Below are 26,190 nucleotides of genomic sequence, written 5' to 3' on the forward strand. Positions count from 1 at the left end.
TTTGACAGAAAGGTAGCTGAAGAGGCATTTGACGATTTCTTGATGATCATGGACGATCAACTGGACTGGTTGTCTGATGAGGCGAAACAACATGGGATCCAATTGACGGTTAAGTTGGACGATTTGCCAAAACTGGAAAAATTGTTCGACCTTATGTCTGATGGTAAGGACAAAGATTATGTCTCTGGCCTTGTGGTTGCATTTGCTCGTTTTCTTGGGGAGATCGTCAGAGAAAACTACGGTGGAAAATGGGAGTTGCCTCTTGATGACGAGAAGAATGTAAATTTCAATACTCCTGTCATTGTTGGTCACACTCCAGTAGAAGGGCTGGAATTCGCGCCCTTGTCAGTGATGCGGGCATATGCGTTACGTAGGAAGCAGGGGACGCTCCAACGTGCTGTTAGCGCGCAGATAAATCCTACGCCGCTAGATCTGAGTGGCTTGGCGGAGGAGGAATGATGGGGCTGCCGCAACGCTGGCCTTTCGGCGCGGGTCGCAGCGTCGGCATTGCCTGAATCCTTGGCAGATATTGCGCGGTGCCTATGCATCAGTGGGCACTGCCAGTTTCTAAACACCCGGACGGATCGATGCCCGGAAGTAATAATGCCCGCTGCGAGCGGGCTTTATTGCGTGCTACAAATTTGTTACAGCAAGGGGCGGGAGCTCGGGGTGTCAGGATTTCCGTGTTCAAGGCGGGTTGAGTAATTACACGGAAGGCCGGACGAATCGATCTGCGTAGGGCGTAAAGGATAGCGAATTGGTTCATGGCGGTCTTCCAGTCATGAACTGCACTACCCCAATTTGCCGTGATGTTGCGCAGGGCCAGCCAGATGAGTTTGGTGGCTGCCTCGTCGGTCGGGAAGTGCCTGCGGGTTTTGATGATCTTGCGCACGCCCGGCGGGAACGCAAAGAACGGGATCACGCGATCCCAGGCGTTGCGCCACGCGCTACTGACGGTCGGGAATTTCCGGCCCCACGGCCCATCAGCAAACGCATCGAGTTCGGCCTGGGCCACTTTCGCACTGGGCGCGGCGTAGATCGGTTTGATCGCGGCAGCCAACCCTCGGCGGTCTTTCCAACTGGCGTAATCGAGGCTGTTGCGGATCAGACGGACGATACAAGTTTGCAGTGTGGTGGCCGGAAACACCATCGCCAAGGCTTCGGGCGTACCCGGCGAAGCGCCGTTCGAGCCTGGGTATCAGAATGGGTTCGAAGCTGCCGTCGCGGTGGCGAGGCACCTCGATGCGAATCGGGCCGTCTTCAGTCAGGACCGTCTTGGGGCCCGTCCGTTGCGCTGATTCATGGCGTTGGCCGGCTTGGCCGCACCGGCAGGGTAGCGGAGATGTCTCAATAAATCCTCTGCTTGTTTGGCAGTCCATTATTTATCCCCCCGTCGAACCGGCTTGCGGCATTCAACTGAAACACCAACAACGGGCGTGGCGTAGCTACGCGACGCGTCGGCGTATCGCTGCAGCGGCGGCGGCGCCCATCCGCGTGCTGCGCATTCCCTCTTCCGAACGCCGGAATCGGCCGCGCACCATCGCCCGGGCGCCGTGCTCTTGCGCATCGATTCCCGCAACAAAGCGACGCACTGACAATCGTATCGAAATGCCGCCAGCGCGATCCCGCTCGGTCGCGCCCGCCCGCATTCCATCGCCGCAGCGCAACAACTCGCGACGACGGCGTGGCTCGGCGCCTCCGCCTTGCAGTCGCAAGGGATGCAAACTATATATATGACTAATCGACTCGTACCACGGCAGCGGTGCGGCATGCGGCGGGGCGCATCGTCAGATCAGAACAACCGGGTGCCGAACGGGAGCCCAACATGGACGAGACTGTGTCAGTCGCACCAATGTGTTCCGGCACCTGGTCTTCGAACCTACTGCGCGCACTCGCGCGTCCCCGCGTCAGGCAGGCGCTGGCGCTGATCGCATGCTGCGCTGCACTGAGCGGCCAGGGCGCCGGCTTCGCGGCGGAGCCCGGCGTGACCGGCGACACGATCCGCCTGGGCATGGTCAACGCGCAATCGGGCAATTCCGCCGGTCTCGGACACGGGCTACTGATCGGCGCGCAAGCCGTATTCGACGACACGAACGCTCGCGGTGGCGTGCACGGGCGAAAAATCGACCTCGTCATCGCCGACGATCGCTATGAACCCGACCGGACTGTGGACAACACGCTGGACATGATCGAGCGGGGCAACGTCCTTGCGCTGTTCGGCTACGTCGGCACGCCGACGACCACTGCGGTGCTACCGATGATCCGGGACGCCGGCATTCCGCTCGTCGGTACGTTCAGCGGCGCGATGGCGCTGCGCAAGCCGGTCACGCCGGAGGTCTTCAACGTCCGGGCGAGCTATGACGACGAAACGCGCGCGCTCGTCGATCATTTGATCGCGCACGACCGCGCAACGCGTTTCGCGGTGTTCTACCAGGACGACGGCTTCGGGCTCGCGGTGCTGGCGGGCACGCAGCTCGCGCTGCGCCGCCATGGCCTCGACGTCGTCGCCACCGGCACGTTCCGCCGCGGCACGACGGCGGTCGACACGGGCCTCGCGGCCGTACTCGAAGGGCGGCCCGACGTCGTCATCATGGTCGGCCCGTATACGCCGGTCGCCGCATTCGTTCGGGCCGCGCACCGCGAAGGCCTTACGGCCCATCTCGCGGCGGTGTCGTTCGTCGGCACCGACGACCTGTTGCGCCTGATCGGCGACGAAGGGAACGGCATGCTGATTTCGCAGGTCGTGCCGCTGCCGCAGAGCGATCGCCCGGTGATCCGGGACTGCGCGCGGCTCATCGCCCAGCGCTTTCCGGACGAGCACATCGGCGTGGTGCACATCGAGGGCTGCCTCGACGCGAAGGTCGCGCTGATCGGGCTGGAGCGCGCGGGGCCATCGCCCACGCGAGCGACGCTGAAGCAGGCGCTCGAATCGATCCGGCATCTGGACCTCGGCGGCCTGGTGGTCAACCTGAGCGCCGACGATCACCAGGCACTGAACGACGTGTTCCTCACCGAAATCGCGCACGGGCGCGTCACGCCGCTAGTCGTGCCGGCGCAATGAGCGGCGGATGGCCGTCAGGCCATTCCGATCCTGGAGGGCTGCATGGACATCAAGGCGAAGCTCGTCACCAGTACCAGCCTGATGCTGCTGGGCGCGGTGGCGATTTCCGTGACCAGCCTGATCGCGGTGCACGGCATTGCGTCCGGCGTGCGCACGCTGACGACGGAATCGCTGCCGCTGCAGGTGCGCAGCAACGAACTCCAGCGCGCGTATGCGGAACTCGCGGTGGAGTTCGGCCGGCTCGAGCACGCGCAGGACGCGGCGGAGCGACAGCAGTCGTCGTCGCAGATCGAAACGCAATTGCAGCGGATCTCCGGCATCACGGCCGCCGTGCGCGCGATCGACCGGCACGGCATCGACGAACCGGCCACCGATCTGCGGACGATGCTCCGGTCGATGAACGAAGGCGTCGACAAGCGCCTGCGCGGCGATGCGCAGCTCGTCGCCGAGCGCCGGCTGATCGAACGCGTGCAGGCGCGGGGCGCCACGCTGCTGACCGAAATCGGCAAGGAAACCGAGCGGCTGGACGACGACGCCGATGCGGCGGTGAGCGGCGCGCTCGCGGCCAATACCGCATACAACCGGACGATTCATGCGCTCGACCAGGTGCGCACGAACGTGAAGGACATCATCACCGTCGCCGGCCGCGTCGACGTCGCGCCGAACCGATACCGGCTCGCGCCGCTGCGCGAGCGCATGCAGGCGTCGATCGACGGCGCGCGCCATGCGCTCGCGCTCGCGGCGCAGAACCTCGATGCCGCCACCGCGCAGGGCGTGACGGCCGCACTCGGGCGCGTGGCGGCCGACATCCTCGACGGCCAGGACGGCCTCGTCGCGCTGCGCGGTGCCATGTTCGCCGAGCCGTCCGTCGCGGCCCGCTACCGCGCGAAAGAGAACAGCGTGCTGCAGTCGCTCGATGCGCTGGACGCGAAGCTTGCGGAGATCGCGGATCCGTTTGCACTGCAGATCGTCAAGGCGCGACAGCGTCTCGACGAGGCGATCGAATTCCGGCGGCGCGCCGCGCGGGTCGCGTCGCTGTCGGCGATCGTGAACGGCGGGATCAGCGCACTGGCGTTCGACCTGCGGATGATCGCGCAAAGCGACGGCAACGACCGTCTGGCGCGCGGCGACGACGATCTGCACAAGAATATCGGCGCGCTCACCGCATCCGCCGGCGCACTGCGCGATGCGCTCGCCGCGGACGGCCAGAGCAACGTGAAGCGCGCACAGGAGGTCGTCGGGCTGACCACGGAGCTGGCCGGATCCGCGCGCCGCATCCTCGCGGTGAAGTCCGACATGCTGTCCAACGACGTGGCCATGCAGGGCATCGTCGCGGACGTCGACACGACGGCCAATCGCCTCGCGGCCTACACGGAGCAGGAGGCCGTGCGCGTCGACCTTCAGCAGCGCGGCATCGTATCGGACGTCTACCGGGCCGTGGCGACCGCGATCCTGATGATCGTGGGGGTATCGTTCCTGCTCGCGATCGGCGGGCTGCTGATCAGTCATCGGCTCGGCGCGTCGATCTCCGGGCCGCTGTCGCGCCTGACGCGCACGATGGCGCGCATTCGCAGCGGCAGCGACCTGTCGTTGCGCATGACGCACAAAGGTCGCGATGAAGTCGCGGCGCTGGTCGCCGGCTTCAACATGATGCTCGACGAAATCCAACGCCGCGACGTCGATTTGCAGGCGGCGATCGCCACGGCCGAAGCCGCGAATTCGGCGAAATCGGAGTTTCTCGCGCGAATGAGCCACGAGATCCGTACGCCGATGAACGGCGTGCTCGGCATGACCGAACTGCTGCAGCGCACGCGGCTGACGTCGAAGCAGCGCAAGTTCGTCGACACCGTGTATCGATCCGGTCAGACGCTGCTCGTGCTGATCGACGACATTCTGGATTTCTCGAAGATCGAGGCCGGCAAGCTGACGCTGGAGCGCATCGATTTCAACCTGCACCAATTGCTCGACGACGTCGTCGCGCTGCTGGAGCCGAACGCGCAACGCAAGGCGCTTGCGCTCGTGTACCGGCGCGGCGACACCGTTCCGGAATGGATGCGCGGCGACCCGGTGCGGTTGCGCCAGGTGCTCACGAACCTGCTGGGCAATGCGATCAAGTTCACCGAGCACGGACACGTCGCGCTCAGCGTGTCGTATGCGGACGACGGCCGCATCGTGTTCACGATCGCCGACACCGGCATCGGCATCGCGCCCGAGGTGTCCGCGCAGTTGTTCCGGCCGTTCCAGCAGGCCGACAACTCGACCGCGCGCAAATACGGCGGAACCGGGCTCGGCCTCGTGATTTCCCGGCAGCTGGCCGAGATGATGGGCGGCGCGCTCACGCTCGAATCGACGCCCGGCCAGGGCTCGGTGTTCACCGTGACGACCCCGTTCGAGCCGGCGTCCGGAGAGGTCGGCGTCGCATCGGAGGCAAGGCCGTCGCTCGCCGGCCTGAAGGTGCTGATCGTGGACGACAGCGAAACCGATCGCAGCGTGCTGCTCGAACATGCGATCGAATGGCAGCTGTGCGTCGCCACGGCGATCGGCGGCGACGACGCGCTGGCGCAGTTGCGCGCGGCGGTCGCCGACGGCGCGCCGTTCGATCTCGCGATCGTGGACGTACGGATGCCGGGCATGGACGGCATCTCGCTCGTGCAGTACATCCGCCGCGATCCGTCGCTGCGTGCGCTCAGGATCATCACGCTGACCGCGTTCGAGATGATGGACAGCGTCCTGGTCGCGCATGAACTCGACATCGCCGCCCGGCTGACGAAGCCGCTCCATGGCGCCGATCTCCATACGGCCATCGCGTCGGCGATGCACGTGATGCCGCCGCGGCCGACGTCGGCGGAGCCGGTGTCCGACGACGCCGACGCGAGTCCGGGCCGGCCGCTCGATGCGATCGCGGCGCGCGTGCTGCTGGTGGAGGACAACGTCGTGAATCAGCAGATCGCGCTCGCGATGCTGGAGGACACCGCCTATCAGGTCGACGTGGCCGACGACGGCGAGCAGGCGCTGAAGCGGCTGGCGGACGACCGATTCGACGTCGTTCTGATGGACTGCCAGATGCCGAAGCTCGACGGCTTCGAGGCGACGCGGCAGCTGCGCCGTCGCGAAGCCGAAGCCGGCGCGCCGCGCTTGCCGGTGATCGCGCTGACGGCCAATGCGCTCAGCGGCGACCGCGAGCGCTGCCTGGCCGCCGGGATGGACGACTATCTCGGCAAGCCGTTCCGCCGCGATGCGCTGCTGCAGATGCTCGCGCGCCATGTCGGCGGCGCGGCGTGCGCGCCGGCAACCGAAAGCGATGCGGCGACGACGGACGCGGGCATCGACACGCGTCCGGAAGCGGGCGGTGGCGCGGCCCCCGATCCGGACGACGACGCAAGCGTGATCGACCACAAGGCGCTCGATGCATTGCGCGCGCTTCAGCGGCCGGGCCGCCCGGATGTCCTGACGCGGATCATCGATCAATTCGCGGCGGATGCGCCGCGGCTGATCCGCGACATGCATGCGGCGGTCGAAGCGGGCGACGCCGATGCGCTGAAGCTGGCTGCCCATACGCTGAAATCGAGCAGCGCGAACGTCGGCGCGCACCTGCTGTCGGCGCGTTGCCGCGCGATCGAGCAGCTGGCGCGCGCGGCCGACGTCGGCGCGGCGGTGGAGCTGGTCGCCGGCACGGACGCGGAATTCGGGCACGCGCACGCGGCGCTGATCGCGGAGCGCGTCGAAGGTTGAATGGACGCCGGACCGGCCGATCGCCAGGGCGATTGCGCGGCGGCAAAACAGGAGGATGCTCGTGAACCAGGAACATGCCGATGTGCCGGCGATTCTGATCATCGACGACGACGCCATGACGCGCCTGCTGGTCGTCGAGACGCTGGAACCCGAAGGTTTCCGCGTCGAGGAAGCGACGGGGCCGCAGGAGGGCATCGACGCGTTCCTGCGTCATCGTCCGGTCGTGGTCCTGCTCGACGTCGAAATGCCCGGCGGGGACGGATTCGAGTGTTGCCGGGCGTTGCGCGCGTTGCCCGAGGGCCGCCGCGTGCCGATCGTCATGCTCACGGGCAACGACGACGACGCATCGATCGCCAGCGCGTTCGACGCCGGCGCGACCGACTTCGTGTCGAAGCCGATGCGGTGGAAGCTGCTCGGGTATCGGGTCCGCTATCTGTTGCGCGCGGCCGCGGCGGTCGAAAAGCTGGCGACGACCGAGGTCAGCCTCACGCATGCGCAAGCGCTCGCGCACCTCGGCAACTGGGAATACCAGGCCGGGCGGACGGACGGCTACTGGTCGCCGGAGCTGTACCGGATTCTCGGGCTCGACGCCGCCCACACGCCGCCGACGTTCGAACGCCTCGTGCAGGCCGTTCCGCCCGACGAGCAGCCGCTGCTCGTGCAGTCCTACACGAGCCTTCGCACCGAAGGCGTCGCGTTCTCGATCGAGCATCGGCTGATCCATGCGGACGGCACCGAGCGCTGCGTGCTGCACCAGGCGGAGTCCGGCCGCGATCCGAACCACGCGATCATCCTGCGCGGCATCGTGCAGGACATCACCGAACGCAAGATGCAGCAGGGGCGTATCGAATACCTCGCCAATCACGACGCGCTGACGGGCCTGCCGAACCGCAACCTGCTCGGCGACCGGATGGAGCAGGCGATGTCGCAGGCGCGGCGCACCGGGCAGCTGATCGCGGTGATGGTGCTCGACCTGGACCGCTTCAAGCACATCAACGACAGCTTCGGTCACTCGGCCGGCGACGGGCTGCTGCGGGTCGTCGCCGCGCGCCTGAAGAGTTCGGTGCGCGACGGCGACACGGTCGCGCGGCTCGGCGGCGACGAGTTCGTCGTGATGCTGGTCAACCTCGCGACGGCGTCGGATGCGGACGCGATCGCCCGCAAGATCCTGGACACCTTCATTGCGCCGTTCGTGCTCGATGGCCACGACCTGCACGTGACGACCAGCGTCGGCGTCAGCCTTTACCCGACCGACGGGACCGACGCGGAGACGCTGCTGAAGACGGCCGATGCCGCGCTGTATTGCGCGAAGGAACACGGGCGCAATTGCTACAGCTTCTATACGCGTGAACTCGGCGCGCGGGTCGAAGAGCAGACCATCCTCGAAAACGCGCTGCATCAGGCCGTCGCGAACGGCGAACTCGAGCTGTACTACCAGCCGAAGGTCGATCTCAAGACCGGCCAGATCAGCGGCGTCGAGGCGCTGATTCGCTGGCGACGTCCGGGAATCGGCGTGATTCCGCCCGACCGCTTCATTCCGATCGCCGAAGAAACCGGGCTGATTCTGCCGATCGGAGAATGGGTGTTGCGCACCGCGTGCGCCCAGGCCGTCGCGTGGCGCCGGGAAGGGCATCCGCCGATCCGGATTGCCGTCAACCTGTCCGCGCGCCAGTTCCGGCAGCAGGACGTGGCGCACCTGGTGCGCACGGCGCTCGCGGAAACCGGTCTCGAGCCCGACTCGCTCGAACTCGAGTTGACGGAAAGCGTGCTGATGGAGGATTCCAATGCGATCGCACATACGCTGCGCGAACTGAAGGCGCTCGGCGTCGTGCTGTCGCTGGACGATTTCGGCACCGGCTATTCGAGCCTGTCGTACCTGAAGGACTTGCCGATCGACGTCGTCAAGATCGATCGTTCGTTCCTCAGCGACGTCACCACCAGCGCGGAAGGTGCGTCGTTGACGCGCTCGATCATCGCGATGGCCGAGTCGCTGCACATGGAGACGGTGGCCGAGGGCGTGGAGACGGAAGCCCAGCTGTCGTTCCTGAACCGCCATCGCTGCCATGCGATGCAGGGTTACTACTTCAGCCATCCGGTCACCGGCGACGAGATCGCGGACATGTTGTCCGCCGGCTCGGAGTTGCCCGAGCACTGCCGGCAGCGCGAACTGCTGCATCGCACGCTGCTGCTGGTGGACGACGACCGCGCGGTCCTGCAGATGCTCAGGCAGGCGCTCGGCCGCGACGGCTACGAGATCCTCGCCACCACCGATCCCGACGAGGCGCTCGACCTGCTCGCGCAGCATCGCGTCGGCGTGATCGTGTCGGACTTCCGGATGCCGAGCGTGTCCGGGCTCGACCTGCTGCAGCGTGTCAAGGCGCTGTACCCGGACATCGTGCGCATCCTGCTGTCCAGCTACGGCGACGGCGCGTCGATCGAGGACGCGTCCGGCAGCGGGTCCGTTCAGAAGCTGCTGATCAAGCCATGGGACGTCGCACTGCTGCGCAAGCACATCACCGAGTCGTTCCAGCGGTTCGAGCATGCGTCGATGAGCGGGGCCGATCTCGGCGTGGCCCGCCTCGGCATCCGCCCGTCTCCGCTGCGCTCGCTCGGCAGGGCGGAGTCGCGCGATCGCCGTTGACCGAAAGCCGCCGACGCGCTCGCGGAACGTGTTTCGCGCGACGCCGCTCGGCTATCGGAATTCGATACCGGGCAATAAAGAGGACCGCCCGGCAATCGAAAACTGAACAAATGCGTAAATTGTGCGCGATTCGGAAAATCATTCCGCCCGGCGCCGTAAGACTATTAAAGTGGATGGCGACCACATAATGCGGAGCCGCGATAATACGCCGACTGGCGGGATCTCCATTCACTTGTGAACAGGTTTTTCCATAAATACATTTCGACGCTAAATTATTTGAAAACGCCAAAAAAATTGTCTATACCCTAGACGAACGGCTGGATCCGCATTGCGTCGATGCGGGCAGGTAACAAGCGAGCGCGGGTCATGGCGGATTCCATTGCCGCCGAACTCGCGTTGCAGTGATCGAATGGATTCCGGGGGATGCGAACGGCCCGTTGCCAGGCCTGCCGCATGAGTCATGAATGGGCGAAACGCAGTGAACGCCACCGAAGCAACGCCGCGTCTTTACATTCAATGGTCGATCAACGACCCCGTCACACGGAGGTTGTCATGCTGCACTACGTCAAATCCCTGCTGCGCGATGAACGCGGCGTCAGCTCGCTCGAATACGCGGTCCTCGCCGGCATCGTCGTCGTCGCGCTGGCTGCGGTCGGGGTGATTCTGAGCAGCAACACCGGCGGCCTGCCGGCCGTGTTCACATCGCTGATCAACAAGGTCACGGCGCTGATCTGATCCCCCTGAACCCGCGCGCCGCCGACGAATACACGGATCCGCAGCGGTACGACGTATCCAGCCGGGGCGCGCCGACGGACGGCTCTCCGATGCTCTATCTCGTACAGTCGGCGGCGACGCTCGTGCTGATGTCGCTCGTGCTGCAGGACGTGCGCACGCGGCGCCTGTCGAACCGCACGGTACTCGCGTTCGCGATGCTGTATTTCGTCGCGGCCGCGCTCGCGCGCGAAGGGCTCGCGCAGCTCGCCGCGCACGTCGCGACCGCCGCGGCGATGCTGCTGCTGTTCGCCGGGCTGCGTCACGCCGGCTGGATCGGCGGCGGCGACGTGAAGCTGGCGGCGGCCGTCTTCCTGTGGGCCGGCCCGGCGCTCGCGTTCCCGGTGTTGACGATCGTCGGGGCGAGCGGCGTCGCATGCGGTGTCGCCATGCTCGCGGCCGTGGCGTGGCAGCGTCGCCGCATCGCGCCGGCGCCTGCGATCGATACGCGCGGCGTGCCGTACGGCATCGCGCTCGCGCTCGGCGGCGCACTGGCCGTCTGGGCGCCGTTTCCTCACGCGGTTTCGCTCACCTAGCGGGGGACGCACGCCGCCATGCCCAAACCTCTGAGAATGGCCGTGCTGATCATCGCTGCCGCCATCGGTGCGTTCCTGCTGCGCCAGCTCTATGTCGCCGCGTCGACGCCGTCGGCGCCCGGCGTGGCGAGCGACGTCGACGTGCGCGTCGCGGCGGCCGACCTGCCCGAAGGGCTGCTGCTGCGCGACAACGATCTCGCGTGGAAGCGCATGCCGCGCGCGCAGGTGCCGGCCGGCGCATTCGTCGAGTCCCAGCCGGGCGCGGACCTCAAGGGCGCGCTGCTGCGCAGCCGCGTGGACGCCGGTGCGCCGATTCGCGCGGACAACGTGATCCCGGCCGGCGCGCCGGATTTTCTCGCGGCCGCGCTGCAACCCGGCATGCGCGCGATCTCGGTGCCGGTCGACGACGTGTCGGGCAACGCGGGGCTGATCCAGCCGGGCGATTTCGTCGACGTGGTGCTCACGCAGCAGATCGGCGGTTCCGCGACGACGCCCGGCACGTTCGAAGCCGAGACGGTCGTGCGCCGCGCGCGCGTGCTCGCGGTCGGTTCGGAATTCCAGCGTGCGAAGACGGCCGCGAGCGCGCCCGACGCGCCGGTGCGCGCGCGCACGGTCACGCTCGAGGTCGCGCCGCGCACCGCGCAGGTCGTGCTGGTCGCGACGCGCCTCGGTTCGCTGTCGCTCGCGCTGCGCAGCTTCGCGACGAGCGACCGCCGCCAGGCCGCGGGCGGCGACGAACAGGAGCCCGATACGCCGCCGGTGTGGGCCGGCGACGTCTCGCGCGCGTTTCGCGATGCGACGCGCTCGCCGTCGGCGAAGACCGACACGGGCATGCGGCCGGCACCGCAGGGCAACACGGTCGTGATCTATCGCGGCTCGTCGGTGGACGACGGTTCGCGTGGCAGCGGCGGCGGCAGTGGCGGCGGCGGTGGCGTCGGCATGCCGGGCATCCCGCCGCTGCCGTCCGGCTGGCCGGGCACGCCGGTTGCGCCGCCTGCGCCCGCGGTGGGCAATGCGGCCGCCGACACGACGGCGCAAGCGCCGCGGGCGGCGCTCGCGCAGTGACGCGATGACGAGGTGTCGATTGGGATCCGGCCGCCCGGCGGCCGGCATTTGACGGGAACACGCATGGTGCGCATGGTTCGTTGGATCGCTTGCTGGTGCCTGGCCGCCGTCGTCGCGCCGGGTGTCGCGTTCGCGCAGCGCGCGCAGGCGGCGGACGCCGGCGCGGCATTGTCGATCGCGACCGGCAAGGGCGAGATGCTGTTGCTGCCGGAACCGGCGACCGCGATGTTCGTCGCGGACCCGAGCATCGCGGACATCCAGGTGCCGTCGCCGCGCACCGTGTTCGTGTTCGGCAAGAAGGCCGGCACGACCACGCTGATCGCGCTCGGCGCGAATCATCGGCCGATCCTGCGCCGGACCGTGATCGTGCAGGTCGACACCGCATCGCTGCAGACGGTGCTCGACAGCCGCTTCCCGCAATTGAAGCTGTCGGTGTCCGGCGCGCCGGGCTCGCTGATGGTGTCGGGCAAGGTGCCGAGCGCGGCCGACGCGGACGCCGTGATGCAGTCGCTCGCGCCTTATGTGAACGACAAGGAAAAGATCGTCAACCGGCTCACGCTGTCGCGCCCGATCCAGGTGAACCTGCGCGTGCGCGTGACGGAAGTGAGCCGCAACATCACGCAGCAGCTCGGCATCAACTGGAGTTCGCTCGGCGCGGCAGGCAACTTCATCGGCGGGCTGTTCAACGGGCGCACGCTGTTCGATCCGACGAACCGGCTGTTCAACCTGTCGCCGACCGGCGCGTATTCCGTGGTGGGCGGCTTCCATACCGGGCGCTGGTCGATCGACGTCGTGCTCGACGCGCTCGATCAGGAAGGGCTGATCACGATGCTCGCGGAGCCGAACCTCACCGCGATGTCCGGGCAGACCGCGAGCTTTCTCGCGGGCGGCGAGATTCCGATTCCGGTCGCGCAGGCCGGCAACACGACCGGCGCGATCACGGTCGAGTTCAAGCCGTTCGGCGTGTCGCTCGACTTCACGCCGACCGTGCTCGCCGACAACCGGATCAGCCTGAAAGTGCGCCCGGAGGTGAGCGAGGTCGACCCGAACAACAGCGTGACGACCGGCGGCGTCACGGTGCCCGGGCTCTCCGTGCGGCGCGTCGAGACGACGGTCGAGCTGTCGAGCGGGCAGAGCTTCGCGATCGGCGGGTTGCTGCAGAGCCAGACGGCCAACACCGTGTCGCAGATCCCGGGGCTCGGCCGGCTGCCGATCATCGGCCGGCTGTTTTCGTCGAAGAACTTCCAGGACAACAAGACCGAGGTCGTCGTGATCGTGACGCCGTACATCGTGCAGCCGACCGGGCCGGGCCAGCTCGAGCAGGCGCTCGACACCGTCGCGCGGCCGAGCAGCGACCTCGAGTTCGCGATCCAGCGCAATCTCGGGCTCGACCTGCTGACCGGCGACACGCCGCGTCTCGTCGGCGCCGCGGGCTTCGTGTACTGACCGGAGGAGCACGCATGCGAGTCCGAACCCTGTTCACCGCGCCGTTGCCGTTGGCGCTCGCGGCGTGCCTGTCGGCGCCGCCGCCGATCAACCTGCCCGATGCGCGCGCGATCGGCTTCGACGGCGTCCGTGCGGTGCCGCCCGACTGCGCGAAGCTGATGCAGCCGTCGCATCTCGTCGATGCCGGCTTCGGGCGGCCCGGCGTGCCGTTCGGCTGCGCGACCTACACGAATCTCGCGACGATGCTCGCGCGGCCGGAAGACCTCGTCGCGCCCGTGCCGTACGGCGGCGCCGATGCGCAAGTCGCGGCCGACGCGGTGCGCCGCTACGTCGAGGATCGCGTGAAGCAGCCTACGCCGGGCAAGACGCTGACGACGACCGGCTCGCCCGGCCATTGACCCACTTCCGATGCGATCGCGATGCCGCCCATGAACGTCCTCGACCGCCAGAACGCCAAGCACGCCGCCGCAGCCGGTGCGGCGGACCTCATCGCGGTCGTGTCCGACACCGGCAGCGAGGATGTGATCCGCCGCGTCGCGCAGGACCTGTCGATCGCGCGCGCCCACGTGCAGCCGGGCAACTGCGACGACGCGATCCGGCTGCTGCAGCAGCACGAGCGCTCGCCGCGCCAGCTGATCGTCGACGTGTCGGATTCGGTGCTGCCGGTGTCGGACCTGATGCGGCTCGCGGACGTGTGCGATCCGTCGGTGCGGGTCGTCGCGATCGGCACGCAGAACGACGTCGGGCTGTTCCGCAACCTGCTCGGCATCGGCGTGCAGGACTACATCGTGAAGCCGCTGACCGTCGAGCTGATGCGGCGCGCGCTGACCACGACGGAGGCGGTCGTGCAGGTGCGCACGGGCAAGATCGTCAGCTTCGTCGGCGCGCGCGGCGGCGTCGGCACGACGACGATCGCGGTCAGCCTCGCGCGCTGCCTGGCGGGCGAGAAGCGGCGCCGCGTCGCCTACGTCGACCTGAACCTGCACGGCGGCGGCGCGAACTCGATGCTGGGGCTGTCGAGCAACAACGGGCTGATCGAATTGCTGAACATGGAACTGCGCCCCGACGACGCGCTGTTCGACCGCATGTTCGTCACGAAGGGCGACCGCCTGCACGTGCTGTCGGCCGAACTTGCATACGGCGAGGACGCGTTGCTGCGCGAGGATGCGATCGCGCAGCTCGTCGACATGCTGAAGGACCGCTTCCATTACGTGCTGTTCGACGTGGGCGTCCGTGCCGGCAAGCTGTTCGAGGATGCGCTGACGGCGTCCGATCTCGTCTATATCGTCGCCGATCGGTCGGTGCACGCCGCGTACGAAGCCGCGCGGCTGGCGCGCTTCGTGAAGGAAATGCCGGGCGAGCGGGTGCTGTCGATGGTGTTGAACAATCCGCTCGAGCCGGTCAAGGGGCGCGTCGCGCCGTCCGATTTCGAGGAGGCGTTCGGCGGGGTGCGGCTGCGCGAGCTGCCGCACGACGCGCAGTCGCTCGCGATCGCGGAGAACCTCGGCGAGCCGATCGAAAGCTCGAAACGCCGCGGCTTCCTGGACGAAATCCGGCTGCTCGCGAACGGCATCACCGGCGAATCGATGGCCGTCGCCGAGCCGTGGTATGCGCGCTTCGTCAAATGGAGGAAGGGATCGTGACGTTCGGTACCCGCAAGCGGTCGACGCCGGACCCCGCGCCGGCGGGGTCCGGTGCCGCGCCGCGTGACGATGCGCCCGCGCTGGCCGCGAGCCCGGTGCCGGCGTCCCTGTCCACGTCCGCCTCCTCATCCGCGTCCGCGTCCGCGCGCGCGGCTGCGACGGCCGATACGCAGGAGGCCCTCATCCGTTCCGGCAAGTTCGATGCGATCCGCACCGCGGTGTTCGCGTCGATGAACATGTCGGCGGCGCTGATGAAGACGCGCGACGAGGTGCGCGCGGGCATCGAGCAGGTGGCCGCGCACACGGTCGAGCGCGAGCGCCTGAAGATCACCGCGGGCGAGCAGGTGCTGATCGTCGACGCGATCCTGAACGACATGTTCGGCGTCGGGCCGATCGAGCCGCTGCTCGCCGACGACACCGTGTCCGACATCCTCGTCAACGGTCCCGACCAGGTGTACGTCGAGCGCGCGGGCCGGCTCGAGCTCACGCCGCTGAAGTTTCGCGACAACGCGCACGTGACGAGCGTCGCGCAGCGGATCGCGGCGGCGGTCGGACGCCGCGTCGACGAGAGCAGCCCGATGGTCGATGCGCGGCTCGCCGACGGCAGCCGCGTGAACGTGGTGCTGCCGCCGATCGCGATGCGCGGCGCGTCGATCTCGATCCGCAAGTTCGCGAAGCGCGACATCACGCTCGCGCGGATGGCGCATCAGGGCAACATCTCGCACGGAATGCTGCAGGTCCTGAAGATCGCGTGCGCATGCCGGCTGAACATCGTGATCTCGGGCGGTACCGGGTCGGGCAAGACGACGCTGCTCAACGCACTGTCGCAGCACATCGAGGAGCACGAGCGGATCGTGACGATCGAGGACGCGGCCGAGCTGCAACTGCTGCAGCCGCACTTGGTGAGTCTGGAGACCCGGCCGGAGAATACGGAAGGGCTCGGCGGCATCTCGCAGCGCGATCTCGTGCGCAACGCGCTGCGGATGCGGCCCGACCGCATCATCCTCGGCGAAATCCGCGGCGCGGAGGCGTTCGACGTGCTGCAGGCGATGAACACGGGCCACGACGGCTCGATGACGACGATCCACGCGAACTCGCCGCGCGACGCGATCAGCCGGCTCGAAAGCATGGTCATGATGGCGAACGCGAACCTGCAGTTGCTGTCGATCCGGCGTCAGATCGCGAGCGCCGTGCACCTGTTCGTGCAGGTCGAGCGGATGCGCGACGGCGTGCGCCGCGTGACGCGGATCACCGAGATCGTCGGGATGGAAGGCGAGGTGGTCATCACGCAGGACCTGTTCGCGTTCCGCCAGGAGGGCGACACGACGCGCGACGTGGTGAAGGGCGTGTTCGAGGCGTCGTCGCTGCGGCCCGCGTTCGCGCCGCGGGCCGCGTACTACGGCGTCGAGGATGTGCTCTCCGAGGTATTCCGGCAATGAGGGCTGCCGATCTCTTCACGCTCGGCGCGTTCGTCGCGATCCTTGCGGCGGGCCTCGGGCTGTCCGCGTTGCTCGAGCGTGCGCGCCATACGCCGGAGCAGCGCATTCGCGCGCGGCTGCAGCGCCTTGCACCGTCGCTTGCGGGCCGCGACGCCGGTGAGGCCGCGGGGTCCGGTGTCGCGCTGTTCAACCTGCCGCGCCGGCAAAGCCGCGTGCGTGCCTGGATGCAGCGCTACGTGACGCGCGTGCGCGCCGTCGGCGGGGAACGCGGGCTGCGGATCGTCATCGCGAGCACGATCGCCGGCGCGATCGCCGGGATCGTCGCGGTGAAGCTCGTCGCGCTGCCGAGCGTCGTGCATCCGGCGATTTACGTCGGACTGCCGCTGATTGCGATGCGCGCGAGCTACCGCATGCTGGTCGAGCGTTTCCGGCTGCGCTTTCTGGAGGCGTTCCCCGATGCGATCGACCTGATCGTGCGGGCGGTGCGCGCGGGCATTCCGGTCACGCAGGCGATCAGCACGGTCGGCGACAGCGCGGCCGAGCCGGTGCGCTCGACCTTCCGCACGATGGGGGACAGCCTGCGCGTCGGCGCGGATCTGAAGGATGTGCTGACGCACGCGGCGGACCGGCTGAGGATCGCGGACTTCTCGTTCTTCACCGTCTACCTGCTGCTGCAGCGCGAGACCGGCGGCAGTCTCGGCGAGACGCTCGACGAGCTGTCGAGCATCATCCGCACGCGCCGCGACATCCGGCTGAAGACACGCGCGCTGACGGCCGAGGGGCGGATCACGACGAAGATCATCTCGGCGGTGCCGTTCGTGATGATCGGCGCGCTGTTTCTCGTGAACCGCGCGTACGTGATGTTGCTGTTCGACACGCATGCCGGACGCGTGATGCTGACGATCGCGGCGGTGCTGCTGACAATCGGCCTGCTGGCGATTCACAAGATTTCGAAACTGGATACCGCGCGATGACGACGTCGATGCTGGCCGCCCGCGGCCTCGAACTGCTGCTGCTGATCGCGTGCGTCGCGGCGGCGCTCGCGACGCCGGGCGGCGGCACGCGCCGGCGGATCGCCGTGCGCGTGCAGCAGGCCGCCGGACAGCGGCCGCCGTCGGTGGGAGGCGGGCGTCTGCCGGGCGACGTGCGCCAGGATCTGACGCGACGGCTCGCGCAGCTCGGCGAGCGGCTGCCCGTGCTCGATCCGATGCAGCGCGTGAAGCTCGGGCTGCAGTTGACGCGCGCGGGTTTTCGCGAACGGCGCGCGGTGTCGTCGATGATCGGCATCAAGCTCAGTTGCGGCGTGCTGTTCGCCGGCGTGGCGATCGTGTTCAGCCCGTATATTCCGCGCTTCGGCGAATACTTCGTGATCCGTGCGGTGGCGATGATCGCCGCGTTCGTGATCGGCGTGATCGTGCCGGAATACGTGCTCGGCGCGATGATCCGGCGGCGCCGGCGGATCATCGCCGCATGTTTTCCGGATGCGCTCGACCTGCTCGTGATCTGCACGATGGCCGGCAACAGCCTCGTGTCGGGCGTGCGGCGCGTCGCGCGCGAGCTCGAGCGCATCTGCCCGCCGCTCGCCGACGAGCTGACGGTCTGCGCGGACGAGCTGACGCTGAGCGGCAACGTGTCGGAAGCGCTCGCGCATTTCGCGCTCCGCGTCGATTTCGCGTCGGCGCGCTCGCTCGCCACGACGCTCACGCAATCGCAGCGGTTCGGCACGCCGATCACGCAGGCGCTGCGAACCCTGTCGCGCAGCGAGCGCACCGAGCAGATCGTCGCGCTCGAGGAACAGGCCGCGAAGCTCGCGCCGAAGATCACGCTGCCGATGATGCTGTTCATCCTGCCGACGGTCGGCCTGATCGCGGCAGGCCCGGCGGCCATCCGTCTGCTCGAGGTGTTCAAATGAAAGGCTCCGCGCGACGCGCGTTCGCATTCGCATTCGCATTCGCGGCCGTGCTGCCGCTGCTGGCCGGCGGCTGCGCGCCGGGCATCCAGACGCGGCCGGCGCTGTCGCACAAGAGCGACGACCCGCAGGCCGAATTGCGCATTGCCGACAGCGCGCTGGCCGGCGGCAACGTCGATCTCGCGTCGACGCTGTACGGCAAGGTGCTCGCCCGGCATCCCGACTCGCTCGCGGCGCAACTGGGGCTCGCCGACGTCAACTACCGCGCCGGCGATCTGGAGCGCGCACGCGTGCTCTACGAGCAGGCGCGGCAACAGGCGCCCGCGGAACTCGGGCCGCAGGTCGGGCTCGCGCGCGTCGCGTTGCGGCAGCGGCGGCTCGACGAGGCCGCCGGCCGCTATCGCGCCTTGCTCGCGGCACAACCGAACCTGCCGCTCGCGGCGCAGGGGCTCGGCACGGTGCTCGACCTGCAGGGCCGCCACGAGGACGCCCAGGCCGTGTACCGGGACGCGCTGCGCGCCCATCCGGACGCGCAGGGGCTGCGCGTCGACCTCGGGCTGTCGCTCGTGCTGAGCAATCGTCCGCGCGAGGGCGTGAACGTGCTGCTCGACGTGGCCGGGCTGCCCGATGCGCCGTGGCAGGCGCGCCAGAATCTCGCGTTCGCGTATGGCGTGCTCGGCAACACCGATTCGGCGAAGAAGCTGCTGTCCGCGGATCTGCCGGCGTCGGCGGTGGCCGACAATCTGCGCGTGTACCAGGCGGTGCGTGCGCGGCTCGCGGCGCGCCCGGCTGCCGATGCGGGGCGGCCGTCGAAGGGCGCCGCGCTCGAGCCGCATACGGTGCCGCCCGTCGCGGCGGCCGCAAAATGACACGCGCGACGATGCGCGACCGCCACGCGCGCGGCGTCGTATCCCTCGAGTTCGTATTGATGCTGCCGTTCCTGCTGATGGTGCTGATCGGCATCATCGACGTGAGCCTGCTGCTGTGCGACAAGGCGGTGATCACGAACGCGAGCCGCGAAGCCGCGCGGGCCGGCGTCGTGCTGCGCGTGCCGATGCTGACCCCGACGCAGATCGCCAACGTCGCGCTCAACTATACGCAGAACAGCCTGATCACCGGCGGCACGCCGACGACACCGACCGTGACCGTGACGCAGGCGAACGGCACGACGGCGGGCACCGCGCTGACGGTCACGGTGACCTACACGTATTCCGGGATGGTGCTCGGCTCGGCATTCAGTGCGCTGACCGGCCCGGTGACGCTCACGGCCAGCTCGGTGATGCTCTATGAATGACGCGGTCGACACGCGATCCGGCGGCACGACGCGCGAGCGCGGCTCCGTCGCGCTGTTCTTCCTGATGTTCCTGATTCCGCTGCTGTCGTTCGGCGCGCTGGCGATCGACATCGCATGGATCGCCACGGTGCGCAACCAGCTGCAGAATGCCGCGGATGCGGCCGCGCTCGCGGCGGCCGATGCGATGATGTCGCCGACCGGCGGGCCGCTGAACTGGTCGCAGGCCGCGCCCGCGGCGAACGGCGTGATCGCGCGGAATTCGGCGGCGGGCGCACCGCTGGCGACCGGCACGGTGACGACCGGCTACTGGAACGTGACGCGCACGCCGGCATCGATGCAGCCGACCACGATCACGCCGGGCCCCTACGACGTGCCGGCAGTGCAGGTGACCGTGTCGCGCGCGCCGGGCATCAATGGCGGCTCGATTCCGCTGCTGCTCGGCGGGCTGCTGGGCATCCCCGGCGCATCCGGCGGCGCGACCGCGATCGCGGTGCTTGCCGCGCCGGGCGGCGTCGCGGCGGGCGGGCTCTTTCCGATCGCGATCGACCAGTGCGTGTACAACCAGTACTGGAACGCGCAGACCAACCAGCCGCTGATCAATCCGCTGACGGGTTTGCCGTACGAGTTTTCGATCACGAACGGCCAGACGTATGGCGCGCTTTGCATGGGCGGCCAGTGGACGTCGTTCCAGTCGACCGCGACCGACACGACGACGATGGGCGGCCTGATGGTGACCGGCAATCCGACCACGCTCAATATCGGCGACAGCATCAATCTCGCGACCGGCGTGAAGGCGACGCTCTACACGTCGGTGCCGGTCGGCACGACGGTCGTGCTGCCCGTCGTCACGCAGACGTCGAGCAGCACCTCCGTGCCGATCGTCGCGTTCGCCGCGTTCCGCATCGACGTGTCGCTGGGCGGCACCTACAAGTACATCCAGGGGCACTTCGTCGCCGGCGTCAAGATGACCGGCGTCGCGACCGGTGTCGGGCCGTATTACGGCGTGTACGTTCCGCCGCGGCTCGCGCTGTGAGTGTTGCGCGCGTCGTGCCGTGCGCGGCGCACCAGCATCAGCAGTGCGAAGAGCGTCACGGCCGGGCCGATCTGCGGCACCTGCAGCCACGGGTTCAGGTATTCGGCGATCGGCAGTGCCCACATCAGCGCGATCGCGGCCTGTTCGCCCCGCAGCCAGCCGTCGCGCCAGCCGATCGACAGCATGCAGGCGATCGGGATCGCGAGCCACGCGAGCTCGTAGTGCCACACGTACGGGTTCGCCACGAGCGTCGCGACCGCCAGTACGGCCGCGCGCACGCGGGTGTCGCGCGATTGCGTCCAGACGACGCAGGCGGCGGCGATCGCGATCGCGGCGATGCCGGCATGGGCGACATACGCGGCGCCGAGCGGCACGCCCGCGAGGCGGAACGCCGCGAACGGCGTCGGCGACGCGAGCCAGAACCCGACGCCATGCTCGAGGATGATCGAGCGGACGAGGCCGGCGCTCGCGACGAACAGGCGCGGCGACTCGATGCCGCAGACGAGCACGCTCGACGCGACGAATGCGCCGGTCGCGAGCGCGGCCCACATGATCGTGCGCCATGCGCGCACGGCGACCAGCACGAACGGGAACAGCAGCGCCATCTGCGGCTTGACGGACAGCAGTGCGATGCAGAGGCCGGCCCACGGCGGTCGACGCTCGGCCGAATAAACGGCCAGCGCCGCACACGCTGCGGTCAGGAACGCGTTCTGCCCGAGCGTCGCGGTGACGAACACGCACGGCGCGGCGATCAGCGCGAATGCGCCGGCGCGCGCTGCGCCGGGGATCGCGCGGAGGCCGGATACGCGCCACGCGGCGAGGCCGAGCATGAGCACGCCGAGCGCGACGAACAGCGGATAACCGAGCGCGAACGGCAGCAGCGCCAGCGGCGTCACGAGCAGCAGATAGGTGGGCGGGTACAGCCACGGCGCGAAGACGTCGCGGGGAAGGTGCGGGAACAGCCCGGTCGTCAGCCGCGAGAAGGCGGAAAAATCGTACGCCTGCGATGGCGCGCCGTGCAGCATGACGTACGACGCGGACCAGAACACCGAGAAGTCGGCGCCCGGGCGCGGCATCACGCCGCCGGTGGCGGACGCGTGACGCGCGACCGCCGTCCAGATCGCGATGAACACCGCGTACGACATCAGCACCAGCACGCTGTACAGGACGACGCGTCGCGACGTGAGCCACGCGACGACCGGCCGCTCGGCCGCGCGTGTCGATTGCCGGAGGATGTCCAATTGACGCGGCCCGGTGCTACTTGAACGACGTCTTGCGGGCGGCGATGCCCGCGGCCGCGGGTGTCGCGGCCCGGCGGCGCGCCGAGGGCGCACGCTTGAGCGGAAACGGCAGCAGCTTCGATGCCGGTCGCGCGGCCGCATCGCGCTCGGCACGGTAGTGCCGCCTCACGAGATAGACGGGGCGTTGCTTCGATTCGTGATAGATCCGGCCGAGGTATTCGCCGATCACGCCGATGCCGATCAACTGGATGCCGCCGACGAACAGCACGACGGAAATCAGCGACGGGTAGCCGTGCACCGGATTGCCGTACAGCAGCGTGCGCGCCACGATGAAGGCGCCATACGCGAGCGACAGCATCGCGAACGTGAGGCCGACATAGGTCCACACGCGCAGCGGCACCGTGCTGAAGCTCGTGATGCCCTCGAGCGCGAAATTCCAGCGCCGCCATCCGGAGAATTTCGAGCGGCCGCCGCTGCGCGTCGCACGCGTGTATTCGACGATCTCGGTACGGTAGCCGACCCACGCGAACAGGCCTTTCATGAAGCGCCGCCGCTCGGGCAGCGCGCGCAGCGCGTCGACGACCTCGCGGTCCATCAGCCGAAAATCGCCGACGTTCTCCGGCATCTCGACTTCGGAGAGCCGGTTGTGCACGCGGTAGTAGAGCGCGGCGGCCACGCGCTGCATCAGCGGATCGCACCGGCGGTCGGTGCGCTTCGCGGCGACGACCTCGGCGCCGGCGTGCCAGCGTTCGAGCATCGCGGGGATCAGCGCGGGCGGGTCTTGCAGGTCGGCGTCGATCAGGATCACGGCCGCGCCGGCCGCTTCGTCGAGACCCGCGGTGAGCGCCGCTTCCTTGCCGAAGCGGCGTGTGAGATCCACGACGTGCACGCGCGGGTCGCCGGCGGCGACCGACAGCAGCCGGTCCAGCGTGCGATCGCGGCTGCCGTCGTTGACGCAGACGATCTCGAAGCGCACCGACGCCACCGACTCGAGAACGGGCAGCGTTTCCGCAAAGAATGCGTCGATCGTTTCTTCTTCGTCGTGAAAAGGCACGACGAGCGATATCAGCGGCTTCCTGGCATGCGTCGACACGTTGCGGCCCCCCGGAGAGATTCGGCCTGCGTTGCACGGTAGGTTTGCGTTGTCGTTTGCCGAACGGGGCGACCCGATTCGGGGCGAAGGCGGTCCCGGCCAGCCTTTCCACCGTGGAACGGACGACATGGGCTCTCAATATTGTACGAAGTATTCGGGATTCGACAAGGCGCGAATCGCGCACGCGGCGTGCCGCGCGGGCCCGATTGATCGGTTGAAGACCTTCGCGGGCCCGCCCGCGTCCAGGAACCGCGCGTCACTCGACCGTTACCGATTTCGCCAGGTTCCTCGGCTTGTCGATATCCGCGCCCCGCAGGCACGCCGCGTGATACGCGAGCAACTGCAACGGCACGACGTGCAGAATCGGCGACAACAGCCCGTAGTAATCGGGCATGCGCAGCACCGACACGCCTTCGCCATTGTCGATCCGCGTATCGGCGTCCGCGAACACGTAAAGCTGGCCGCCGCGCGCCCGCACTTCCTGCATGTTCGACTTGAGCTTTTCGAGCAGCGCATCGTTCGGCGCGATCGTCGCGACGGGCATCGTATGCGTGACGAGCGCCAGCGGCCCGTGTTTCAGCTCGCCGGCCGGATACGCTTCCGCGTGAATATACGAAATCTCCTTCAGCTTCAACGCGCCCTCGAGCGCGATCGGGTAGTGCAGCCCGCGCCCGAGAAACAGCGCGTTTTCATGCTGCGAGAATTCCGCCGCCCAGCGCTCGATCTGCGGCTCCAGCCCCAGCACGTCTTCGAGCGCGCCGGGCAGGCGCCGCAACTGCGTCGTATAGCGCGCGAGCTGCGCATCGTCGACGTAGCCGCGCAGCCGCCCGAGCGTGACGGCGAGAATGAACAGCGCGGCGAGCTGCGTCGTGAACGCCTTGGTCGACGCGACGCCGATTTCCGGGCCGGCCCGCGTCAGGAAGCGCAGGCCGGTCTGGCGCATCATCGCGCTGGTCGGCACGTTGCAGATCGCCAGCGTGTCGATGTGGCCGAGCGCCTGCGCGTACTTGAGCGCGGCGAGCGTGTCGGCGGTTTCGCCGGATTGCGACACGCTGACCACCAGCGTATTCGGCATCGCGAGCGCGTCGCTGTAGCGGTATTCGCTCGCGATCTCGACCTGCGCGGGGATGCGCGCGATCGTCTCGAGCCAGCGGCGTGCAGTCAGGCCGGCGTAGTGGCTCGTGCCGCATGCGAGGATCAGCACGTTGTCGATCTGCTCGAACGCGCGCGGGGCGTCGGGGCCGAATACGGCCGGATCGAACAGTCCTGCATCGGGGATCGTCGCGGCCACGGCCTGCGGCTGCTCGAAAATTTCCTTCTGCATGAAATGCCGGTATGGCCCGAGCTCGACCACGCCCTGCACGGACGGAACGGTTTGTATCGCGCGTTCGATCGGCGCGCCGGTGCGATCGAGCACCCGCACGCCGCCCGGCGTCAGTTCGACGATGTCGCCTTCCTCGAGAAAGATGAAGCGGTCGGTGATGCCGGCGAGCGCGAGCGCGTCGGACGCGAGAAAGCACTCGCCGTCCTTCACGCCGACGACGAGCGGCGAGCCGGCCCGCGCACCGATCAGCCGCTGCGGCTCGCGCTTGCTGAACACCGCGATCGCATACGCGCCGTGCAATTGCGAGGTCGCGTCGCGGACGGCGGCGAGCAGGTCGCCGCGATACTTGCTGTGGATCAGGTGCGCGACCACCTCGGTGTCGGTCTGGCCGTCGAACTCGTAGTGTTCGGCGGATAGTTGCTTGCGCAACGTCTCGTGGTTCTCGATGATGCCGTTGTGCACGAGCGCGATTTCGTCGCGCGAGAAGATCGGATGCGCGTTGCAGGTCGCCGGTGCGCCGTGGGTAGCCCAGCGCGTGTGCGCGATGCCGGTGCTGCCGGCCAGGCCGGCGCTGCGCACGTGGGCGTCGAGATCCGCCACGCGCGACATGCTGCGCTCGCGGCGTGCCTGGCCGTCGACGACCGTCGCCACGCCGCATGAATCGTAGCCGCGATATTCAAGGCGGCGCAAACCTTCGATCAGAATCGGGACGATGTCCCGTTGCGCGACCGCGCCGACGATGCCACACATGACACGTCTCCTTCCCTGTAGATTCCCCCGGACCGTGCGCACGCGTGGATCAGCGTGACACGGTCTCCGTTGTCGCCGCCGTCGTGAAGCCGCATTGAGCGGGCGCGACCGGGTCGGCCATCCGGCTTTCGAATGCCAGATAAAGCGCTTCCTCCAGGACGTTCCAGTGTGCGCCGTGCCGGTACGGGCCCGATAGCGCATGCCAGCACGCGACCGTGTTCCTGTCGTTCATCTTGAATGCGACCAGTGCGATCAAGCCCCACGGATAATCGGAGCTGGCCAGTTGCAGCCAGGTCTTGGCGTACTTCTGCATCCACTGCGCGTAGAACACATCGTTCGATTGCTGTGGAATCTGAATGCCCGACAGGAGCGGAAAGATCTGCGCCACTTTCGCCGGATAGAACGTCGTGTCGCTGATGCGCTGCGTGCTCGCGCGAAAGCCCGACTGCGTGCCGCGCCAGAACACCTTCAGGATCGCGGACGCGAGCCGGTCGGCGCGCTGGCTCCACGGGCCGGCGCGCGTGGAGTCGCCATGCCGGACGTAATACGCGGCGAGCGCCTGGAACGCGCTGTGTACCTCGACGTTGTCCATCAGCAGCGCGACGTGCAGCGTCGACGAGATCTGATAGACGCCCATGGGCTTGCTGAGCAGCGTATCCAGATGCGCACCGGCGCGATTCAGGCTGAGTTCCCATGCGGCGGGCAGGCCGTCGGGCGGCGCGAAGCGGGCGAGCAGTTCGATCCAGGTCGCCATCATCGCGTCGTCGGCGTCGGCTTCGGCGCATGAACTGTACTGGCCGCTCTTCACGCAATAGCGATCGAAGCCGCCGTCCGGCCGCTGGCGCGGCAACAGCCACGCGATCCATGCGAGCGCGGCCTGACGGGCGTCGAGGCCGGCATCGGCGGCGCCGAGCAATGCCTTCGCCGCGAAATACGGATCGATGCCGGCGCCGTTCAGGCGCACGGTGATCGCCCCGTCGGGACGTTGGTAGAGTCCGTTGAGCTGCAGTTCGGCGGCGCTCGCCTGCGGTGCGACGCCGCATGCGGCGACACAGCAGGCGATGCACCACAGGCGGCATAGCCGGGCGGTGGCCGTCACGCGTGCGCGTGCGGCCGGGAAAAGCGCGGGCCGGTTCATGATGGGGGGCTCCTGCGCGGTGGTCCTGCGCAAATTCCGCCGGGCGCGGCGTTGGCCGCGTCGCGCGCCGGCGG

At 68.2% G+C, this 26,190-nt stretch carries 20 protein-coding genes and 1 pseudogene; 16 read left to right on the top strand and 5 right to left on the bottom strand.

The features are described from left to right. Positions 1-48: 48 nt before the first annotated feature. Positions 49-459 (top strand): hypothetical protein, encoded by a 411-nt coding sequence (locus CFB81_RS06300; RefSeq protein ID WP_249190252.1) that lies wholly within the window; start codon positions 49-51, stop codon positions 457-459. A 274-nt stretch (positions 460-733) separates the two neighbouring features. On the opposite strand, the pseudogene CFB81_RS06305 reads toward CFB81_RS06300, so the two are convergent. Further along, positions 734-1,357 (bottom strand): annotated as a pseudogene (locus CFB81_RS06305) (transposase); the annotation flags it as partial. Between the two features lie 468 nt (positions 1,358-1,825). On the opposite strand from CFB81_RS06305, the gene CFB81_RS06310 reads away from it, so the two are divergent. The 15 genes from CFB81_RS06310 to CFB81_RS06380 all read left to right on the top strand — a co-directional run bounded on the left by CFB81_RS06310 (position 1,826) and on the right by CFB81_RS06380 (position 20,570). After that, positions 1,826-3,061, top strand: coding sequence for an ABC transporter substrate-binding protein (locus tag CFB81_RS06310; RefSeq protein ID WP_089434840.1), 1,236 nt, complete (start codon positions 1,826-1,828; stop codon positions 3,059-3,061). 42 nt (positions 3,062-3,103) lie between these two features. Then, on the top strand, positions 3,104-6,793 hold the full coding sequence (locus tag CFB81_RS06315; protein ID WP_089434841.1) for a response regulator: 3,690 nt from the start codon (positions 3,104-3,106) through the stop codon (positions 6,791-6,793). A gap of 55 nt (positions 6,794-6,848) precedes the next feature. Then, the gene (locus CFB81_RS06320) at positions 6,849-9,434 is read left to right on the top strand and encodes an EAL domain-containing protein (protein ID WP_373452640.1); all 2,586 of its coding nucleotides are present in this window, start codon (positions 6,849-6,851) and stop codon (positions 9,432-9,434) included. 552 nt (positions 9,435-9,986) lie between these two features. Next, positions 9,987-10,169: a Flp family type IVb pilin gene (locus CFB81_RS06325; RefSeq protein ID WP_050013708.1), complete on the top strand. Its 183-nt coding sequence runs from the start codon at positions 9,987-9,989 to the stop codon at positions 10,167-10,169. 89 nt (positions 10,170-10,258) lie between these two features. Further along, complete coding sequence (locus CFB81_RS06330) at positions 10,259-10,741, top strand: prepilin peptidase (protein WP_089434842.1); 483 nt, start codon at positions 10,259-10,261, stop codon at positions 10,739-10,741. An 18-nt stretch (positions 10,742-10,759) separates the two neighbouring features. Further along, positions 10,760-11,806, top strand: a complete 1,047-nt coding sequence (cpaB, locus tag CFB81_RS06335; RefSeq protein ID WP_089434843.1) for a Flp pilus assembly protein CpaB — start codon at positions 10,760-10,762, stop codon at positions 11,804-11,806. A 63-nt stretch (positions 11,807-11,869) separates the two neighbouring features. Then, the gene (locus CFB81_RS06340) at positions 11,870-13,252 is read left to right on the top strand and encodes a type II and III secretion system protein family protein (protein WP_089434844.1); all 1,383 of its coding nucleotides are present in this window, start codon (positions 11,870-11,872) and stop codon (positions 13,250-13,252) included. Between the two features lie 14 nt (positions 13,253-13,266). Next, entirely contained in the window at positions 13,267-13,650 is a 384-nt protein-coding gene (locus tag CFB81_RS06345; RefSeq protein ID WP_089434845.1) for a CpaD family pilus assembly lipoprotein, read from the top strand. A 21-nt stretch (positions 13,651-13,671) separates the two neighbouring features. Next, positions 13,672-14,895: an AAA family ATPase gene (locus tag CFB81_RS06350; protein ID WP_089434846.1), complete on the top strand. Its 1,224-nt coding sequence runs from the start codon at positions 13,672-13,674 to the stop codon at positions 14,893-14,895. Beyond that, positions 14,892-16,334 (top strand): CpaF family protein, encoded by a 1,443-nt coding sequence (locus tag CFB81_RS06355; RefSeq protein ID WP_089435331.1) that lies wholly within the window; start codon positions 14,892-14,894, stop codon positions 16,332-16,334. The genes CFB81_RS06350 and CFB81_RS06355 overlap by 4 nt, the downstream gene beginning before the upstream one ends. Continuing rightward, positions 16,331-17,308, top strand: a complete 978-nt coding sequence (locus CFB81_RS06360) for a type II secretion system F family protein (RefSeq protein ID WP_089434847.1) — start codon at positions 16,331-16,333, stop codon at positions 17,306-17,308. The genes CFB81_RS06355 and CFB81_RS06360 overlap by 4 nt, the downstream gene beginning before the upstream one ends. Beyond that, on the top strand, positions 17,305-18,246 hold the full coding sequence (locus CFB81_RS06365) for a type II secretion system F family protein (protein ID WP_089434848.1): 942 nt from the start codon (positions 17,305-17,307) through the stop codon (positions 18,244-18,246). The genes CFB81_RS06360 and CFB81_RS06365 overlap by 4 nt, the downstream gene beginning before the upstream one ends. Continuing rightward, positions 18,243-19,112 (top strand): lipopolysaccharide assembly protein LapB, encoded by an 870-nt coding sequence (locus CFB81_RS06370; RefSeq protein WP_089434849.1) that lies wholly within the window; start codon positions 18,243-18,245, stop codon positions 19,110-19,112. Before CFB81_RS06365 ends, CFB81_RS06370 begins: the two co-directional genes overlap by 4 nt. After that, positions 19,109-19,537: a TadE/TadG family type IV pilus assembly protein gene (locus tag CFB81_RS06375; protein WP_089434850.1), complete on the top strand. Its 429-nt coding sequence runs from the start codon at positions 19,109-19,111 to the stop codon at positions 19,535-19,537. The genes CFB81_RS06370 and CFB81_RS06375 overlap by 4 nt, the downstream gene beginning before the upstream one ends. Further along, positions 19,530-20,570 (top strand): TadG family pilus assembly protein, encoded by a 1,041-nt coding sequence (locus CFB81_RS06380; RefSeq protein ID WP_089434851.1) that lies wholly within the window; start codon positions 19,530-19,532, stop codon positions 20,568-20,570. Before CFB81_RS06375 ends, CFB81_RS06380 begins: the two co-directional genes overlap by 8 nt. Here the strand turns inward: CFB81_RS06380 and CFB81_RS06385 are convergent. The 4 genes from CFB81_RS06385 to CFB81_RS06400 all read right to left on the bottom strand — a co-directional run bounded on the left by CFB81_RS06385 (position 20,534) and on the right by CFB81_RS06400 (position 26,116). Further along, positions 20,534-21,811, bottom strand: coding sequence for a glycosyltransferase family 87 protein (locus tag CFB81_RS06385; RefSeq protein ID WP_373452641.1), 1,278 nt, complete (start codon positions 21,809-21,811; stop codon positions 20,534-20,536). The two genes, CFB81_RS06380 and CFB81_RS06385, sit on opposite strands and share 37 nt — an antisense overlap. A gap of 16 nt (positions 21,812-21,827) precedes the next feature. Beyond that, on the bottom strand, positions 21,828-22,904 hold the full coding sequence (locus CFB81_RS06390; protein WP_089434852.1) for a glycosyltransferase family 2 protein: 1,077 nt from the start codon (positions 22,902-22,904) through the stop codon (positions 21,828-21,830). A 256-nt stretch (positions 22,905-23,160) separates the two neighbouring features. After that, positions 23,161-24,978 carry a glutamine--fructose-6-phosphate transaminase (isomerizing) gene (gene glmS / locus CFB81_RS06395; RefSeq protein ID WP_089434853.1) on the bottom strand — a complete coding sequence of 606 codons (1,818 nt, stop codon included), beginning with the start codon at positions 24,976-24,978 and terminating at the stop codon, positions 23,161-23,163. Between the two features lie 49 nt (positions 24,979-25,027). Then, positions 25,028-26,116 carry a hypothetical protein gene (locus tag CFB81_RS06400; RefSeq protein ID WP_089434854.1) on the bottom strand — a complete coding sequence of 363 codons (1,089 nt, stop codon included), beginning with the start codon at positions 26,114-26,116 and terminating at the stop codon, positions 25,028-25,030. Positions 26,117-26,190: the final 74 nt, after the last annotated feature.

This window comes from Burkholderia sp. AU28863, from assembly GCF_002223195.1.
In the GTDB taxonomy this organism is placed as follows: Bacteria; Pseudomonadota; Gammaproteobacteria; order Burkholderiales; family Burkholderiaceae; genus Burkholderia; species Burkholderia sola.